Source organism: Sabulicella glaciei, from assembly GCF_026183895.1.
Classification (GTDB): Bacteria; Pseudomonadota; Alphaproteobacteria; order Acetobacterales; family Acetobacteraceae; genus Roseococcus; species Roseococcus glaciei.
This window is the reverse complement of sequence record NZ_JAPFQI010000004.1, coordinates 165,007-182,088: the sequence shown is the minus strand read 5'-3', so window position 1 is coordinate 182,088 and position 17,082 is coordinate 165,007. Positions and strand designations below refer to the sequence as shown.

The 17,082-nt window shown below is 70.7% G+C and carries 16 protein-coding genes; 14 read left to right on the top strand and 2 right to left on the bottom strand.

The window, feature by feature from the left end:
• Positions 1-57 precede the first annotated feature (57 nt).
• The 10 genes from OF850_RS08700 to OF850_RS08655 all read left to right on the top strand — a co-directional run bounded on the left by OF850_RS08700 (position 58) and on the right by OF850_RS08655 (position 10,464).
• A complete protein-coding gene (locus OF850_RS08700) occupies positions 58-1,275 on the top strand; it encodes an inositol-3-phosphate synthase (RefSeq protein WP_301589636.1) in 1,218 nt (405 codons plus the stop codon).
• A complete protein-coding gene (locus OF850_RS08695) occupies positions 1,272-2,159 on the top strand; it encodes a hypothetical protein (RefSeq protein ID WP_301589635.1) in 888 nt (295 codons plus the stop codon). The genes OF850_RS08700 and OF850_RS08695 overlap by 4 nt, the downstream gene beginning before the upstream one ends.
• Complete coding sequence (locus OF850_RS08690; RefSeq protein ID WP_301589634.1) at positions 2,156-3,196, top strand: class I SAM-dependent methyltransferase; 1,041 nt, start codon at positions 2,156-2,158, stop codon at positions 3,194-3,196. The genes OF850_RS08695 and OF850_RS08690 overlap by 4 nt, the downstream gene beginning before the upstream one ends.
• Positions 3,196-4,209, top strand: coding sequence for a Gfo/Idh/MocA family protein (locus tag OF850_RS08685; RefSeq protein ID WP_301589633.1), 1,014 nt, complete (start codon positions 3,196-3,198; stop codon positions 4,207-4,209). The genes OF850_RS08690 and OF850_RS08685 overlap by 1 nt, the downstream gene beginning before the upstream one ends.
• A complete protein-coding gene (locus OF850_RS08680; protein WP_301589632.1) occupies positions 4,200-5,027 on the top strand; it encodes an MBL fold metallo-hydrolase in 828 nt (275 codons plus the stop codon). Before OF850_RS08685 ends, OF850_RS08680 begins: the two co-directional genes overlap by 10 nt.
• Positions 5,024-6,502 carry a YcaO-like family protein gene (locus OF850_RS08675; protein WP_301589631.1) on the top strand — a complete coding sequence of 493 codons (1,479 nt, stop codon included), beginning with the start codon at positions 5,024-5,026 and terminating at the stop codon, positions 6,500-6,502. The genes OF850_RS08680 and OF850_RS08675 overlap by 4 nt, the downstream gene beginning before the upstream one ends.
• Entirely contained in the window at positions 6,499-7,335 is an 837-nt protein-coding gene (locus OF850_RS08670) for a sugar phosphate isomerase/epimerase family protein (protein ID WP_301589630.1), read from the top strand. Before OF850_RS08675 ends, OF850_RS08670 begins: the two co-directional genes overlap by 4 nt.
• Complete coding sequence (locus OF850_RS08665) at positions 7,335-8,561, top strand: glycosyltransferase family 4 protein (RefSeq protein ID WP_301589629.1); 1,227 nt, start codon at positions 7,335-7,337, stop codon at positions 8,559-8,561. The genes OF850_RS08670 and OF850_RS08665 overlap by 1 nt, the downstream gene beginning before the upstream one ends.
• Positions 8,558-9,355 carry a PIG-L deacetylase family protein gene (locus tag OF850_RS08660; protein WP_301589628.1) on the top strand — a complete coding sequence of 266 codons (798 nt, stop codon included), beginning with the start codon at positions 8,558-8,560 and terminating at the stop codon, positions 9,353-9,355. The genes OF850_RS08665 and OF850_RS08660 overlap by 4 nt, the downstream gene beginning before the upstream one ends.
• A gap of 254 nt (positions 9,356-9,609) precedes the next feature.
• On the top strand, positions 9,610-10,464 hold the full coding sequence (locus OF850_RS08655; protein ID WP_301589627.1) for a 2-keto-4-pentenoate hydratase: 855 nt from the start codon (positions 9,610-9,612) through the stop codon (positions 10,462-10,464).
• On the opposite strand, the gene OF850_RS08650 is transcribed toward OF850_RS08655, so the two are convergent.
• Entirely contained in the window at positions 10,412-11,095 is a 684-nt protein-coding gene (locus tag OF850_RS08650) for an RraA family protein (RefSeq protein WP_301589626.1), read from the bottom strand. The genes OF850_RS08655 and OF850_RS08650 overlap by 53 nt on opposite strands.
• 212 nt (positions 11,096-11,307) lie before the next feature.
• Here OF850_RS08650 and OF850_RS08645 point away from each other — a divergent pair, with 212 nt between their 5' ends.
• On the top strand, positions 11,308-12,288 hold the full coding sequence (locus OF850_RS08645; RefSeq protein ID WP_301589624.1) for a Bug family tripartite tricarboxylate transporter substrate binding protein: 981 nt from the start codon (positions 11,308-11,310) through the stop codon (positions 12,286-12,288).
• A gap of 101 nt (positions 12,289-12,389) precedes the next feature.
• Positions 12,390-13,376: a Bug family tripartite tricarboxylate transporter substrate binding protein gene (locus OF850_RS08640; RefSeq protein ID WP_301589623.1), complete on the top strand. Its 987-nt coding sequence runs from the start codon at positions 12,390-12,392 to the stop codon at positions 13,374-13,376.
• Positions 13,377-13,391: 15 nt separating this feature from the next.
• Here OF850_RS08640 and OF850_RS08635 read toward each other — a convergent pair whose 3' ends face one another.
• Positions 13,392-14,204 carry an alpha/beta fold hydrolase gene (locus OF850_RS08635; RefSeq protein ID WP_301589622.1) on the bottom strand — a complete coding sequence of 271 codons (813 nt, stop codon included), beginning with the start codon at positions 14,202-14,204 and terminating at the stop codon, positions 13,392-13,394.
• Between the two features lie 177 nt (positions 14,205-14,381).
• Between OF850_RS08635 and hisD the strand changes: the two genes are divergently transcribed.
• Both hisD and OF850_RS08625 read left to right on the top strand, forming a co-directional pair.
• Complete coding sequence (gene hisD, locus OF850_RS08630; protein WP_301589621.1) at positions 14,382-15,677, top strand: histidinol dehydrogenase; 1,296 nt, start codon at positions 14,382-14,384, stop codon at positions 15,675-15,677.
• A gap of 40 nt (positions 15,678-15,717) precedes the next feature.
• A complete protein-coding gene (locus tag OF850_RS08625; RefSeq protein WP_301589620.1) occupies positions 15,718-17,082 on the top strand; it encodes an ABC transporter substrate-binding protein in 1,365 nt (454 codons plus the stop codon).

Here is a 17,082-nt window from a genome sequence, read left to right as displayed (position 1 = left end):
GCTGGCGGTGGCCAACGCTGCGAAACCGTCCTCGTTGGATGCGAAGCCTTAGGGACCATGTCCAACATGCTCAACATCACGCCGCGCCGCCGCGTCGGGGTCGCCATTGTCGGGATGGGTGGTGCCGTCGCCACCACCGCCGCCGCTGGGTTGGAGGTGCTGCGACGCGGCACCAACCGGATGGACGGCCTGCCGCTGGCCCACGTCGCCGTGCCGGGCCTCGCGGCCTACGAGGATCTGGAACTCGAGGGCTGGGACCTCAACGCACAATCCCTGGCCGAGGCGGCGGCCGAGCACGGCGTGCTGCAGGGCGGCCAGCTGAAGGAGGTGGAGGCCGCGCTGGATGCGAAGCACCCGTGGAAGGCCGTGGGCAGCCGTGAGTTCTGCCGCAACATCGAGGGTCGCAACCTCAACGCCACCGCCGGCCATCGCGCCGCCATCGCCGCCATCCAGGACGACCTCCAGCGCTTCCGCGAGGCGAACGGCTTCGATGGGCTCGTGATGGTGAACCTCGCTTCCACCGAGCGCACGCCGGCCAGCAGCCCTGCCCATCGCAGCATCGAGGCCTTCGAGAAGGCCCTGGATGCGGACGACGCCTCCATCGGGCCGGCCATGCTCTACGCCTATGCCGCCATCATGGCGGGCGTGCCCTACGGCAACTTCACCCCGTCCTGCGCGGCCGAGGTGCCGGCGCTGTCACAACTGTCGCAGCAGCGTCGCGTGCCGGTGGCAGGCAAGGACGGCAAGACCGGGCAGACGCTGATGAAGACGGTGCTGGCCCCGGCCCTTCGCGCCCGCGCGCTGCACGTGGATGGCTGGTTCAGCACCAACATCCTGGGCAACCGCGATGGCGAGGCGCTGCAGGATCCCGACAGCCTGAAGAGCAAGCTGGGCACCAAGGGCAGCGTGCTGGACAGCATCCTCGGCTACCCGGTCGAGGACCACATCGTGGACATCCGCTACTACCGCCCGCGCGGCGACGACAAGGAAGCCTGGGACAACATCGACGTCACCGGGTTCCTGGGCCAGCGGATGCAGATCAAGGTCAACTTCCTGTGCAAGGACAGCGTGCTTGCCGCGCCGCTGGCGATCGAGATCGCTCGCGTGCTCGACCTCGCGCAGCAGCGTGGCGAAGGCGGCGCGCAGGAGCAGCTGAGCCTGTTCTTCAAGGCTCCGCAGACCGCCAGCGGACAGCCCGAGCATTCCTTTCCCGCGCAAGAGCGCATGCTGCACGAATGGCTGCACGCCCCCGGTTCGCAGCCTGCCGCCGAATGACCGGTCCGGCCGACCTGCTGCCCCTGCTGCGCGAGCTGGGCGACCTCAAGCGCGTCCGTTCGGCGGGGCGCGAGGGCTCGGTGGCGCAGCGTCTCTTCGCCCGCGCCTGGGCCGCGCTCTGTGCCGGCGCCCCTCCGGAGGCGGTGGCCCATGCCACGACCCGCGCGGCGCTGTCGGCTTCTCGGCTGGGCGACCTGGACGACGCGGCGATGATGAAGGTGGGAATCCCGCCCGAGGCGCGCGCGGCCATCATGCGCGAGGCCATTTCCTCGGTTTCCGCCGCCGTGGACCCGGGCCTGCTGCGCGCGATGGCCGAGGCGCCGGAACTTCCCGCCGGCCCGCCGCCGCCCTTCGTGGCGCTGCTGGCGGCGCAGCCCCGCGCGGGCGCCACCTGCCCCGGCCGCGGCCGCCTGATGTTCGAGCCGCCGGAGAATCACGCCGAACACTGCCTGATCACGGCGGTGGCTGGGGCGGTGCTGGCGCCGGCCTACGCCGCCGACACGACGGCCGTGTTCCTGGCCGCCCTGTCGCACCACCTCCACAACGCCCTGCTGCCCGACAGCGGCTTCGCGGGGGAGATGCTGCTGGGGAACTGGCTGGAGCCGGCGATGGACAGCGCCACGTCGCAGGCCCTGGCCGAGCTGCCTGAGGTGCTGCGTGCGCAGGTGGAGGTTGCGCGCCTCCTCCTGCGTGACGCTGAAACTCCGGGCGGCCGCGCCTTCCATGCCGCCGACACGCTGGACCGCGTTCTCCAGATGGAGCACCACTTGCGGGCCGCCGGCACCACCATCGGCTTCCTGCTGCGCGAGATGGAGCTGGTGCATGACGGCCCGGTGCGCCCCTTCCAGGAAGGGCTGCTGCGCGAGGTGGGGCTGGCCGCATGAGGCGCGGCCCGGTCCTCGACGGCATCCCCTTCCTGCGCGCTGGGCGTGAGGAACTGGCCGCCGAGGCCCTGGCGCGTCAGGAGGTCGGCGACGAGGAAGGCGCGCTGGTGCTGCTGCTGGCCGACCAGGATGACTGGTGGACCGGCCCGCGCGCCGATCCGGCGGCACTGCGCGAGCTGGTGCGCCGCCGCGACTCCCTTTCGCTGCGCGAGGCGATGGCGCTGCTGTCCTGGGGGCCGGTCGCCGACTACTTCGCTCATCGCTGGTCGGACCCCACCTTCCTTGCCGGGCTGGCCCTGGTGGAGGCGCACGCGCCCGCGCCTGAAAGCGTGTTCGAGCTGGCCTGCGGAATCGGCCACCACCTGCGCGCCCAGCGCCAGCGCGGCGCGCGGGTGACGGGGGCGGACGTGGTCTTCGCCAAGCTCTGGGTCGCACGGCACTGGGTGGTGCCAGAGGCCACGCTTCTGTGCCTGGACGCTGCGCAGCCCTGGCCGGAGCTGGGCCGCTTTGACCTCGTCTGCTGCCACGACGCCTTCTACTTCCTCGAGCCCAAGCCGGCGATCCTCCAGCGCCTTCGTGCGCTGGGCGGGATGCTTGCCATCAGCCACGTGCACAACAGTGACTGGCCGAACCTGTCTGCCGGCCGCGCCATGACCGCTGCCGAGGTCGCGAGCATGTTCCCCGGCGCCACCATTTATGACGACGCGGAGCTGACCCGCGCCCTGGCTGAAGGCCGCGCGCCAGAGTCGCGGCCTGCCGCGGCCCTGGCGGGGGCAGAGGCCTTTTCCCTGGTCGAGGGAGCGGGGCCCGCGCGACCGGTGCGCGGCCTGCCCCACGATGGGGCTGCGCTTCGGCGCAACCCGCTCTACGGATCGGATGGGCGGCTGACCTGGCCCAGCGAGCGCTACGCGCTCGAGTACGGTCCGCGCGCCACGTTTCCCGCCACAAGCGCCGCGCCGGCTCGCGCGGTGCTGGACGCGGCAACGGAAGCCCCGGCGCGGCGGCGCGAGTTGCTCGACCTGCCGGAGCGCTGGTGATGCCGGACGGCAGCGCACTGGCGCCCGCCTGTTGGGGCATGGCGGGGTTCGGTTGGGTGGCGCGCGACTTCGCGCTGCCCGGCCTTCTGGCCGCCGGGGGACGTCTCCTCGGCGTGGCGGACCCGGCGCCGGAGGCACGTCGCGCCGCGTCAGCGCTGGGCGCCCGTGCCCATGCCGAGCTGGATGCGTTGCTGGGCGAGCCCGGCCTTGGCGCGCTCTACGTCGCCACGCCCAACCACCTGCACCGCCCGGTCGTGGAAGCCGCAGCCGCCGCCGGCATCCCGGTGCTGTGCGAGAAGCCGATGGCCGCGACCTTGACCGAAGCCGAGGCGATGGCGATGGCCGTGCGCCGAGCCGGCATTCCCTGGGGCTGCGCTTTCGATCAGCGCCACCACCCGGCGCATGTGCTGATGCGCGACCTCATTGCGCAGGGTGCCATCGGCACCGTTACCGCCGTCCGTATCGCCTATGCGTGCTGGGTGCCACCCGGCTGGGCGCGCGACAATTGGCGCGCGGATCCCGCCCGTGCCGGTGGCGGCGCGCTGATGGACCTGGCGCCGCACGGGCTCGACCTCGTGGACCACCTTCTGGGCGAGCCGCTGCTGACGGTGGCCGCCATGGTCCAAAGCCGCGTGCAGGACTACGCGGTGGATGATGGCGCGCTGCTGATCGGACGCACGGCGTCGGGCGTGCTGGCCCAGCTGCACGTCGCCTACAACTGCCCCGAGGCGCTGCCGAGACGCCGGCTCGAAATCCTGGGCACGAAAGGCCAGCTGACGGCGGAACGCACCATGGGCCAAGCCCCTGGCGGCGCGCTGTGGTTCACCGATGCGCGGCTGGGGCTGCGCCGTGCGCTGGAGATTCCCGATGCCGGCGCCTCGCCCTTCGCGCGGCAGATGGCGGCCTTTGCCCGCCATGCCGCCGGACGGCCCGATCCTGCCTTCGACCTGGAGCGGGACCTTCACACCATGCGCCTGCTCGACCAAGCCTATCGGAGCGTTTCATGCCGCTGACCCCCTGGGCGTGTTCGCATTGCGGCTTCTGGCAGAAGCACTTCGCCCCCTCCGGCTGCCCGGTCTGCGAGGACACGCGCAACGACCTGCCGGCCGATGGCTGGGATTTCTGGCCGGAGGAAAGGGTCGCCGCGCACCTGACCGGCCACTGGCGGCAGCTCGACCGGGACATGGTCGCCTTCTGCACCTCGCCGGGCTTCGGCTTGAACGGCACCGGCTGGCTGTTGCTGCACCCCGACGGCAACACCGCCTTCGAGGCCGCGCCCTACTACACGCCGCCGATGATCGAGGAGATTCGCCGCCTGGGCGGCATCCGCTTCCTCGCCGCCTCCCACGTCCATGGCTATGGCGCGCTGTGGCAGCTGCAGGACGTGTTCCGGCCGGAGGTGCTGGCGATCCAGAAGGAGGATCTCTGGCTCACCAAAGCCATGCGCGTGGACACCCCCTATGACGACCGGCTGGAGCTTCGGCCGGGTCAGGTTTTGCATCATGTCGGCGGCCACTACGAGGGACAGGCCGTGCTGCACGACGCGCGGCGTCGCATCCTGTTCTGCGGGGATGCCTTCAAGGTGGACCAGGATGCGGACGGACGGAACCTCGCCGTGTCCACCCACAAGGCCTTCCACAAATCCATCCCCATCACGCCCGGCGAGGCGCGGCGCTACCGCGACGTGATCGCCGCGCTGGAGTTCGACACCGTCTGCACCCCTTTCGAGCACGCGCCAGGCATCGGGCGTGAGACGGCGCTGGCGGTGCTGGACGACCAGTTGCGCGGCCCACCCGGCGTGCGCCACATCCCCATCGAGGAGCTGCCATGAGCGCCAGCCATCTGCACGACGTCGCGCGTGCCTTCCGCGATGCCCTTCCTCGGGAGGACCGGCTGGAGGTGTTCCGCATCGACGGGCTGGACCGCACGGGCGTGCCTGTCTGCGAGGCGGCGCTGCTGCCCGCGAATGGCGAGCCCGCCACCATCGGCTACGGCTACGGCTTCGAGCCGATCGAAGCGGAGGTCGGCGCGGTGGGCGAGGTGCTGGAGGAGTATTTCGTCGGCGAGTGGGCGAAGCGCGCGCCACGCGTCCAGTCTTCCTTCCGCGCAATGGTGGAGCGACACGGCCTGGACGCGGTGGCAGACCCGCTGACGCTTTGCCTGCCCGCCGGCAGCGCCTGGACCCCCGACACGCCGTTGACCTGGGTGGAGGCGCGGCGCTTCCCCGATGACACGCCCATCTCGGTGCCGATCGAGTGGGTGGCGGCCTATCCCTACCAGACAGGCATCCCGGCCGAGCTGATCATGCCCATCACCAACGGGCTGGGGGCTGGCTTCGACCTGGGGCACGCCCTCGCGCACGGGCTCATGGAGCTGCTGCAACGCGACGGCAACGCCGTGAACTACCGCGCCCTGGACCAGGGGGTGGGCGTGAAGATGGACGCGGTGGAGGAACCGGAGGTGGCCGCGCTGCTGGAGCGCCTGCGGGCACTCGGCATCAACGTCACGGTGAAGCTGGCGGCCGACGATTTCGGCATTCCCAACCTGTACGTCGTGGGCGACGACCCGCAGCCCGCCATCTCGCTGCAACTCACCGCGTGTGGGGAGGCGGCGCACCCGGACCGCGCGCGCTCGCTGCGCAAGGCACTGCTGGAGTTCTGCGGCTCGCGTGCGCGCAAGTCGGCCACGCACGGTCCCATCGATGCGATTCGGCACGTGATGCCGGCCGATATGGCGGATCGGCAGCTTCGCAACGCCCTGGCGGAGGAGCAGGAGCCGCGCCCGGTGGAGGCGATGGCCGAGTGGCTCGCGCAGGACGCGGCGGAACTGCGCCGCCGCCTCGCGGGAAGCGTGTTCCGCGTGGCGAGGGAGGTGCCCTTCTCCGCCCTACCCGATGCCGGGCCGGCGCTTTCCGCCGATGCCGGCGCGCGGCTGGACTGGCTGGTGCGCGCCCTGGCCGCCGAGGGACTGGATGTGATCTGGGTGGATTGCTCGCCGCCTGGCGGCTCGGTGCGGGTGGTGAAGGCCATCGTGCCGGGGCTGGAAAGCGAGACGATGAGCTATGGCCGCCTGGGATGGCGCGGCGTGCGCCGGCTTCGGGCGCGCCGCGACCCGTTGCTGCTGGACTCGCCCGCGCCAGGCGCCCTGCGCGTGCGGCTGCGGCCGGAGGACGAGACGCGCTGCGGCGGCCCGGCTTGGTGGGACGCGCCGGCGGCGGAGCGTCTGGTGGCGCCTTTGTTTCCCCTGTACCGGGAAAGCGGGCCCTTCGCCGCGCAGCTCCTGCTCGCCAAGCGGTGTGCCGCATGAGCCTGCGCTTCGCCTTCAACACGAACGGCACAGCCAACCATCGGCTGATGGATGCCGTCGCCATGATCGCCGATGCTGGCTATGCCGGCGTGGCACTGACCCTGGATCACCACCACCTGGACCCCATGGAGAAGGGTTGGGTGGAACGCGCAGAGACGCTGGGCAAGGCCCTGCACGCTCGCTCGCTCGGCTGCGTGATCGAAACCGGCGCACGCTTCCTGCTCGACCCCCGCCGCAAGCACGAACCGACGCTGTTGACGCCGGACGCGGAAGGCCGCGCGCGCCGCGTGGCGTTCCTGCGCCGCGCCGTGGACATCGGCAACTTGCTGGGCGCCGAGGCCGTGTCCTTCTGGGCCGGCGTGCCCCTGCCGGGAGTGGACCGCGGCGAGGCCGGGGAATGGCTTGTGGAGGGGGTGGCGCAGGTGCTGGAGCACGCCCGCTCCCGCGGCGTGCCCGCCGCGCTGGAGCCGGAACCCGGGATGCTGGTGGAGACGCTGGATGACTGGCTTCTGCTGCACGCGGAGCTGCCGGAGCTGCGCCTGGCGCTTGACCTCGGCCACTGCTTGGTGACGGGTGAGCGCGAGCCCGCCGCCGCGGTGGCGGAGTTCGCCCCTCACATCGGCACGGTGGCGATCGAGGACATGAAGCGCGGCGAGCACGTCCACCTGCCCTTTGGCGAGGGCGACATGGACGTGCCCACATGCCTCGACGCTCTGGAGGAGATCGGCTTCGGCGGGCTGGTCTGCGTCGAGCTGTCGCGCGAAAGCCATCGCGCCGACCGCATGGTGCCCGACGCGCTGCGCTGGCTCCGGGCCTGCCGGGACGCGGCTTGATGCGCGTCCTGTTCTGCTCCCGCCGCTTCTTTCCCGCCATCTCCGGAATGAGCGCCTATGCGCTGAACCTGCTGGGCGAGCTGGTGTCGGCGGGCCACGACGTCACCATGGTGAGCCAGTACCGGGGCGATGCGGCCGGCACCGGCATCTATGGCGGCGGCCCCCCGCCGCCGGTGCCGGGCGTGCGCGTTATCGGCCTACAGGCACATGGCGAGGAGGCGCCGGGCGGCGCCGATTTCGACCGCGACGTCCGGGCGATGCGCGACGCCATCCTGGCCGAGCACGCGCGCGCGCCCTTCGACGTGCTGCACGCGCAGTACGGCTACCCCAATGGCTGGGCGGTGCTGCTGGCAGCGCGGGAGATCGGCGTGCCCACCGTGGTGTCCATCCAAGGCGGCGACGGCCATTGGGTCGGCTCCTGCTGCGAGACGCATCGCGTGGCGATGGAGCGCGTGCTGCATGGGGCGGATGCCGTGCTGATCGGCTGCGAAAGCTTCGCGCAGGAGGTGGTCGAGCGGCTCGGCGTGCCGCGCAGCCTGTTCACCATCGTCCCCGGCGCGGTGGAGGTGGCGCGCTTCCGCCCGCACAAGCCGCCGGGCGCGGCGGCGGACCCGGTGCGGCTGCTGTACCACGGCCGGGTGGACCGGCGGAAAGGCGCGCTGGACATGCTGCATGCGCTGGCGCTGCTGCAGGCACAGGGCGTGCCCTTCGCGGCCGTGTATTCGGGCATCGGCCCCGACCTCCATGCGGCCAAGGAGCTTGCGGCGGAGCTGAGGGTCCCGGTGCGCTTCACCGGCTACGCCGACTATGCCGAGGCGGCGGCAGTCTACGCCATGGGCGACGTCTTCGTTTCGCCCACCCATGCCGAGGGATTTTCCAACACCATCTTGGAAGCGATGGCCAGCGGCCTTCCCTGCGTGTCCTGCCGCGCCGTGGGGGTGGTGGACTGTCTGCGCGACGGCGAGAATGCGCTGCTGGTGGATCCCGGCGACGTACCGGCCCTGGCTGCGGCGCTGCGCCGGATGATCGAGGATGGCGCGCTGCGGCGCCGCTTCGCAGAGGCCGCTCTGGCCGAGTGCCGCGCCACTTATTCCTGGGCGGCGGTGGGGCGCCTCATCATGGACAGCTACGACCGCGTGCGCGCCGCGCCGCGCCGGGAGCCGGTCGACCCGGTGCTGCCGCTGGACCCGTCCTGCCGCTTCATCGCCGCGCCCCATCTTCTGTGATCGCCCTCGCTCTCTCGCCGCACCTGGACGACGCCGCCTTCTCCTGTGGCGGCACGCTGGCCCGCATGGCGGCGGCAGGGTGGCGGGTCCTGGTGGTGACGGCGTTCACGGCCTCCGTACCCAATCCGCGAGGCTTCGCGCTGGAATGCCAACGCGACAAGGGCCTTCCCGACGATGCCGACTACATGGCGCTGCGCCGGGCCGAGGATTTGGCCGCCTGCGCGGCTTTGGGGGCGGCGGCGCTGCACCTTCCCTTTCGCGAAGCTCCGCATCGCGGCTATGCCGATGCCTCGGCGCTGTTCGCCCAGGTGCGGGAGGACGACGCGGTGCATCTCGCGCTAGCCCCGGCGCTGAGCGCCCTGCCACCCGCTGACCTTTGGCTGATGCCCCAGGCCATTGGCGGCCACGTGGATCACGTGCAGCTGCTGCGCGCCGCGGCCCTGGTGCGGCCGCTCGGATTGCCCCTGCTGCACTGGGAGGACTGGCCCTACGCGGCACGGCCGCACAGCCACCCGGCACGCCCCGTCCCGCTGAACCATCTGCCTGAGATGAAGGTCGCGTGCAACGCGGCCGCGCGCCGCCGCGCCTGTCACTCGTACGTCACTCAGCTTGGCTTCCAGTTCGGCGGCCCTGCCGAACTGGACGCGGCGCTGGACGCAGCGGGCGAGGAGGAGCGGTTCAGGCTGGACGGCGTTCTGCCAGCCGCGTTCTTTCCTTCCGTAAGGGGCAAAGCCACTTCGGCATCAAGGCCATCGCAGGCTGCCTCGCGAGTTGACGAGCGGGGCACTCGATGATCGCTGCACAGAGTGGCAACCGAGGCGCTTCTGCTTCCTCACGCCTCGGCGCCGTCCATCCGCCCTCGCTCGCCTCACGCGCCTGGGGGAGTTCCGCTGCTGGAGCGTGATGGAACGCGACGGCCACGTCGCCGCATTCGAACGACCCGACGCCCCCGCCGAGGAAATCCGGCCCTTCTTCCGTCCGCGGCGATGATGGAGCATGGAAGGGCAGCCAGCGCGATCGTGCAGGCAGGCCTCTGAGGAGAAGGCATATGATGGATGCCACGCGGGCACGGGAAGCATCGGAATTGCTGGTCCGCCATTGGCGAGACGGCACGGTGCTGCCAGCCCTGCCCGAGAAGCTGCGCCCCTCCAGCCGCGCCGAGGGCTACGCGCTCCAGGCGCAGATCGAAAGACTGAGCGGGAAGCCGCTCTGGGGCTGGAAGATTGCTGCGACCAGCGCGGCGGGGCAGCAGCATATCGGCGTGGACGGTCCCATGGCCGGGCGTCTCCTCGCGGAGATGGTGCATGCGGACGGCGCGAGTTTGCCGTTCGGCGCGAACCGCATGCGCGTGGCCGAGGCCGAGTTCGCCTTCCGCATGGCCCGCCCCCTGCCTCCCCGCACGGAGACCTATTCGGTGGATGAGGTGCTCGACGCCGTCGCCGCCCTGCACACGGCCATCGAGATACCGGACTCGCGCTTCACGGAGTTCGCGACCGCAGGCGCGGCGCAACTCATCGCGGACAATGCCTGCGCACATCAGTTCGTACTGGGGCCGGAGGCGACCGCGGATTGGCGCGGCATCGACCTCGCGGCGCATCGCGTCACCGCGCGCGTCTCAGGGCAGCCTGAGCGGGAGGGGCGTGGTTCGAACGTGCTCAGCGATCCGCGCCTCGCGCTGACCTGGATTGCGAACGAGTTGTCGCGCCACGGCGTCACCCTCGCCGCCGGGCAGGTCGTGACCACCGGCACCTGCATCGTTCCACTGGAGGTCGCGCCGGGCGACGAGGTGGTGGCCGGAGTACGGCGCCCTCGGCCGCGTCAGCATGAGGCTGTCCGCGTCCTGAGCCCCTTCAGCCAAGGACCCGTGCGGCGGCGAGGATCGGCTCCATCGTGGGCGTCATGACAGCGCCCTCCGCCACGCGGCGGATGGCGTTCTCCTCCGCCGCACGGACCTGACCCAGCGCCTTGAGCACCGCTTCGGCGCGGTCGAGCGGCACCACGACCACGCCATCCGCGTCGCCGACCAGGATGTCGCCGGGCTTCACCTGCACCCCGCCGAGCGTCACCGGCAGCCCGACCACGCCCAGCCCCTTCCGCGCCGGCGAGTTTGGGCTGATCCCGGCGGCAAAGACCGGCAGCCCCGTCTCGAGGATGCCCGCGCGGTCCCGCGCCAGCCCATCCGTCACGAAGGCCGCGCAGCCCTTGTTGCGCATCATGCCCGCGGCTAGGTCACCCAGCACGGCCGTGCCGGCAAAGGCGTCGCAGGCCACCACCAGCACGTCACCGGGCTCCGCCTCCGCCAGCGCGCCGAACATGCCGACCACGTCGGCGGGCGAGGCCCAGCCGGTCATCGCGGGCCCTGCGAAGGCGGCGTTTCCCGGATCCAGCGGCTTGATGCGGTGGTCGAGGGCACCGCGCCCATCCATGGCGTCGCAGAGATGCGAGGTCTGGGCGCTCCGAAAGGCCTCGACGAGCGACCTGTCGGGGCGGCGGTGGCCGCGATGGATCGTCAAGAGGGGCGGATCGTGTAGCATCGTCTCACTCCACGCGGAACCGGGCGCGAGGGACCACGCCGGGCGATGGGTCCTCTCGAACACTAGCGGCTTCGCGCCGCTCCGCCAGCCTCGCTGCTCCTGGCGGCCCGGGCAAATTCCGCCTCGCATTGCCTCCCGATCGGGATATGGTTCGGTCAAAGACTTGCCGCGCCGCGAGAAAGGGCGCGGCCGACCACAGGGAGACGTCCATCGTGCCAACTCGCCGCAGCGCCTTGTCCCTTGCCCTAGCCGCCGGCTTCGCGCCTTCCGCCCTGCGCGCGCAGTCCGATGCAGCCTGGCGGCCCACGCGTCCCATCCGCCTTGTCGTTCCCTTCGCCCCGGGCGGCTCGAACGACATCGTCGGGCGGATCGTCGCGGAAACGGCGGGACAGATCCTGGGTCAGCCGGTGGTGATCGAGAACCGCGCCGGCGCCGGGAGCGTGATCGGCGCCGAGGTCGTCGCCCGCGCCGCGCCGGATGGCTACACGCTGCTGATCAACAGTTCCCATCCGACGGTTCCCGCGATCGTCGCTCGCGTCCCCTACAACACGATCAACGACTTCGTCGGCGTGGCCGTGGCCGGGTTCTCGCCCTACGTGCTGGTCGCCAACCCGCAGCTGCCCGCGCGCAATGCGCAGGAATTGCTGGCCCTCCTGAAGGCCAATCCCGGGCGCTATAACCTGGCCACCGCCGGCATCGGTAGCGGTGTCCATGTCGCCGCCGAGTTGTTCCGGTCGAGTTCCCAGGTGGAGGTCGAGTTCGTGCATTATCGCGGCGGCGGTCCGAGCGTCGCCGCGCTGCTGGCCGGCGAGGCGCAGCTCGGCACACCGACCATGGCCTCCTCGATCGGACAGACGCGCGGCGGCGGACTACGTCCGCTCGCCGTCCTCGCCGAGCAGCGCGTCCCCGCCTTGCCCGACGTGCCAAGTGCGCCGGAAGCCGGCATGCCCGCCGTGGTCCTCGAGGAGTATTTCCCCGTCCTGGCCCCCGTCGGCACGCCGGCGCCCGTGGTAGCTGCGCTGAGCGCGGCGTTCCGCGATTCGATCCAGCAGAACGCGGCGAAGCTCAACGAGATGGCCGGGGTGTCGCCCCGCGCGGGCTACGAGACGCCCGAGCAGGTGGTGAACCTCATCCGTGAAAGCATGGATCGCTTCACCACGATCCTGCGCGCAGCGGGCGTGCGCCCCGAGTAGGCTTGCAGGCGCGGCGGCTTCCTGGCCGCCGCGCTGTATTCTTCGGGGCTGGAAGCAGGCTCGCGCCCTGCCGAAGTCAGGCAAGAAGGGAGGAACACGGAATGACCCATCGTTTCCCGCGTCGCACCGCGCTCGCGCTGCCTGCCCTGTCGCTGCTGGCACCCGTCGCGCAAGCCCAGGCGAGCTGGCCGGAGCGTTCGGTCAACATGATCGTGCCCTTCGCGCCGGGCGGCACGCCCGACATCGGCGCGCGCCTGCTGGCCCCGAAGATGAGCGAGTTCCTGGGCCAACCGGTCACGGTGGAGAATCGCGCCGGCGCTGGCTCCACCATCGGGACTCGCGCGGTCGTCCAGGCGCGGCCCGATGGCTACACGGCGCTGATGGGGTCGATCTCCTTCCTCACCGCGCCGCTGACCTTGCAGCCCATGCCCTTCGACCCGGTCGAGACGCTCCGCTGCGCCTGCCTGGTGTCGATCTCGCCCTACATCCTCATCGTCCGCGCCGACAGCCCGGCGCGCGACATCGCCGGGTTCCACGCGATGGCGAAGGAGCAGGGTGCGCGGCTCAACTATGGCTCGGCAGGGATCGGCACTCCGCTCCATCTTGGTGCCGAACTCTACAAGCTGATGATGGGCGTGGATTTGACCCATGTCGTTTATCGTGGGACCGGCCCCGCCATCACCGCGCTGCTGGCTGGCGAGATCTCCATGATCTTCGCTGACGTGCCGGGCGCGACGGCGCATATCCGATCCGGCGCGGTGCGGCCCCTCGCCACGCTGGTCGCGAACCGCATCCAGCAATTCCCCGACGTGCCGACCATGGCGGAAAGCGATCCGCGCCTCGCGGATTATGAGGTCTATACCTGGGCAATGCTGACCGTGCCGAAGGCGACGCCCGATGGCCCTGTGATGCGGCTGAACGCCGCAGCGCGTCATGCCGCGCAGTCGCCCGAGGTGGCGCAGCGCCTAACCGATCTCGGCTTCGACTATGTCGGCTCGACACCTGAGGAGGGCGATGCGCGCCTGGCGCGCGAGAAGGCGAAGTGGCAGGACGTGATCCAGCGCGGCAACATCCGCGCCGATCCGTAAGGGACGGTCGCCTCCTCAGCCGCCGACATCGTCAAGGAAGCGCTCGACCAGCGCGTTGAACTCGGCCGCGCGCTCGAAATGGCCCGAATGGCCGGCGCGCCGGATCGTCGCGGCGTGTGCGCCGGGGATGGCGGCGGCCATCGCCTCGCCCGAATAGGGCAGGACCACGTCCTCCTCGGAGGGAACGAAGAGCACCGGGCAGCCGGTGGCGGCCAGTTCTGCCGCCTTGCGGGTGCGCAGCGCGTAGAGCTTGGCACGCACCGCTTCCCGGTCGAACCCCTGCGTCAGCCCGAAAATGTGATGGTAGAGATGGTGCAGCGCCGGCTGTTCCTCAGCCATCCGCGCGCCGCTGGCCGGGTGCATGTTCCGCGCGAGAAGCGCTGCGGCCGCCCCCTCCTGCTTCGTCGACATCGCTCCTGGGACGAGGTTCGGGTCGAGCGAGCCGACCGTCGCCGCCAGAACCAGCGCCTTCACGCGGTGCGGCCGCAGCAGCGCGTACTCCACCCCGGTCCAGCCGCCCATGGATTGGCAGACGATGCTGATATCGCCGAGGCCGAGGTGATCCACCAGCGCGGCGAGATCCTCGGCATAGGCGGCCGGGTCGGGCCCGCCCGCCGGCGCGGTGGAAGGAAAGAAGCCGCGATGGGAGAAGGCGACGCAGGTACGGTGCGGCGCGAAATGCGCGACCTGCTGCCACCACGACATCAGGTTTCCGCCCAGCCCGTGCGCGAAGACAAGGGCGGGTCCGCTACCCGTCACCTCGTAAGCGATGCGGCAATCGGGGCGCTCAACAAAGCCGGCACGGCGCGGTGGGGCGGAGAAGCTCATCGGACGACCTCGGAGGTGACGGAGCGAGGCTAGGCCATGGCCGCGCAACCGCCCAGGGCAGCGACGCAACGCGAAGCGCGCAGCGTTGGGACTTTCGTTCATCGCCGGGATAGGTCTAGGCTGCGCGCCGGAGGCCAGAGGCCACCCAAGGAACGACACTTGAAGCATGGAGGAAGCGTGGCGCGCCGCTACCTGAAGCAGGCTCGTCCTCCCGCGCCCGGCGACCGGCGCGCGCTGGAGGACCGTGTCCGGCAGATCCTGGACGACATCGCCGCCAACCGCGACGACGCCGTGCGTCGTTACGCGCGCGAATTCGACCGCTGGGAGTCGCCCGAGTTCCGCGTCAGCGAGGACCAGATCCGCCGCGTCGCCCGCGACCTGCCCGAGACCTTCAAGGAGGATTTCGCCTACGCCCACGCCAGGGTGACCGACTTCGCCAGGGCGCAGCGGGACTCGCTCGGCGAGTTCGAGACGGAGATCGAGCCGGGCATCATCCTCGGTCAGAAGCAGATCCCGGTCGGCAAGGCGGGCTGCTACATCCCGGGCGGCAAGTATCCGCTGATCTCCGCCGCCATCATGTCGGTGGCGACGGCCAAGGTCGCGGGCGTCGGCCATGTCGTCGGTGCGGCCCCGCCACGCGACGCGGAAGGCATCTATCCGCAGACGCTCTATGCGCTGCACGCCTCGGGCGCGGACGAGATCTACTGCATCGGCGGCGTGCAGGCCCTCGCCTCCATGGCCTTTGGCTGCATTGGCATGACGTCCCGCGACATGATTACCGGCCCCGGCAATGCCTTCGTGGCGGAAGCGAAGCGCCAGCTTTTCGGCACGGTGGGCATCGACCTGCTGGCAGGCCCGACGGAGATCCTGGTGATTGCCGATGACAGCGCCGATCCGGCCCTGGTCGCCACCGACCTGCTCGGCCAGGCGGAGCACGGGCCGGACAGCCCGGCCTGGCTCGTCACCACCTCCGCGCGGCTGGGCGAAACCGTGCTGAAGGAGATCGCCCTCCAGCTCGAGACGCTGCCGACCGCCGCCATCGCCGGCAAGGCCTGGGAAAGCCTGGGCGAGATCATCGTCGTGGACAGCGACGAGGAGGCCGCGACGGTCAGCGACGAGTACGCGCCCGAGCACCTGGAGGTGCAGACCGCGCGCGACGACTGGTTTCTCGCCCGGCTGCGCAACTACGGCAGCCTTTTCCTCGGCGAGCAATCCACCGTTGCCTATGGCGACAAGGGCGTGGGCACCAACCACACCCTGCCGACCGGACGGGCCGCCCGGTACACGGGCGGGCTCTGGGTCGGGAAGTTCATCAAGACCGTCACGTGGCAGCGGCTGAGCGACGACGCGTCGCGCCGCATCGCGCCCATCATGGGCCGCATCTGTCACGAGGAGGGGATGCTGGCGCACGAGAAGACGGCCGATGTGCGCTTCGCACGCTATGCGCCCAAGAACGTCCAGGGAACCGACTGATCGGGGAAGCACCCGAGTCACGGAGGGAGGAGTTCACGCCATGAGCACGACCAGCCTTCTCGCCACGCGCCGCGCTGCCTTGCTGGGCGGCTCGGCCCTTGCCGCCGGACTCGCCGCCCCGGCCCTCGCGCAGAACCAGCCGCGCGTCGCGCGCGTCTGGGGCGAGCCCGGGCCCTATGGCGGCGTCTTCGTGCAGGGCATGAACGAATGGGCCGAGCGCAACAATGCCGGCATCCGCTTCGAGGTGGAGCAGATCCCCTGGGACGGGGTGACGGTGAAGCTCACCACTGACCTCGCGGCAAGGCGCCCTCCGGCGCTGATCAGCGTGGAAAGCCCCATCGCCTACCAGCTTGCGGCTGAAGGCTTGCTGGAACCGGTGGAGGACGTGAACAACGCCATCCGCGCGCGGGAGCGGCTGGTGGACGGGTTCTCGCTGGAGCAGTTCGGAGCCTGGAAGGGCGTGCAGTACGCCGTGCCCGTGCACCACCAGCCCTGCCTGCTGGTCGTGCAGCAGGACATCGTGAACGAGTTGGGGCTGGGTGACCCGGCCAGCTGGAACTGGGACCAGTTCGCCAACGCTGCCCGCACCATCAGCGAGCGCAAGCCCGGCATGGCGGGCTACACCATGGCGCTGGGCCGCAACCTCTGCGCCGATTACCACATCACGCAGTTCATCTGGCAGGCGGGCGGGATGACCTGGGACCCGCGCGACGGGTTCAAAACCGTCTTCGACAGCCCCGCCACGGTGGAGGCCTTCGACTTCATCCGCCGCCTGCACCCGTTCATGCCGCGCGCAGCGGTGGAGTTCTCCTTCCTCCAGGTCGTGGATCAGCACGTGGCCGGCCGCACGGGGATGTCCGCCTATTGGGGCCGCACCATGGGCCGAGCTGCGGAGGAAACTCCGCAGCTCTTCAACAACATGGAATACTACTTGAACCCGGCCCATCCTGGCACAGGAATGCGCTGGTCCTGGACCGACATCAACGGCTGGATCATCCCGCGCCGCGACAACGCCTTCATCCGCGAGACGAAGGAAGCCGTCACTTACGTTTCCAACAACGTCGACTGGTTGGTGCGCTACAGCCAAAGCCTGATGCCGAACGTGGGCCCAGTCTTCAAGGACGTGGCCACCGCGCCCGCCATGCTGGCCCACCCCTTCTACCAGTCGAAGCGCCGCTCGCTGGACGTGATTTTCAGCCAGTCCGTCCCGCACACCTGCAACACGGGGCTTGAGCTTCGGCACGGGGTCAACCCGCTGGCCGGCTCCGCACATGGACGCAGCGTCTGGGCGCAGGCGGTGCAGCGCATGCTATTGAACAACGAGCAGCCGCGTCAGGCGGTCCAGTGGGGCCAGCGGCAGTTCGAGACCATCCGGCGCGACAACGCGCGCATGCTGGCTGGCTGA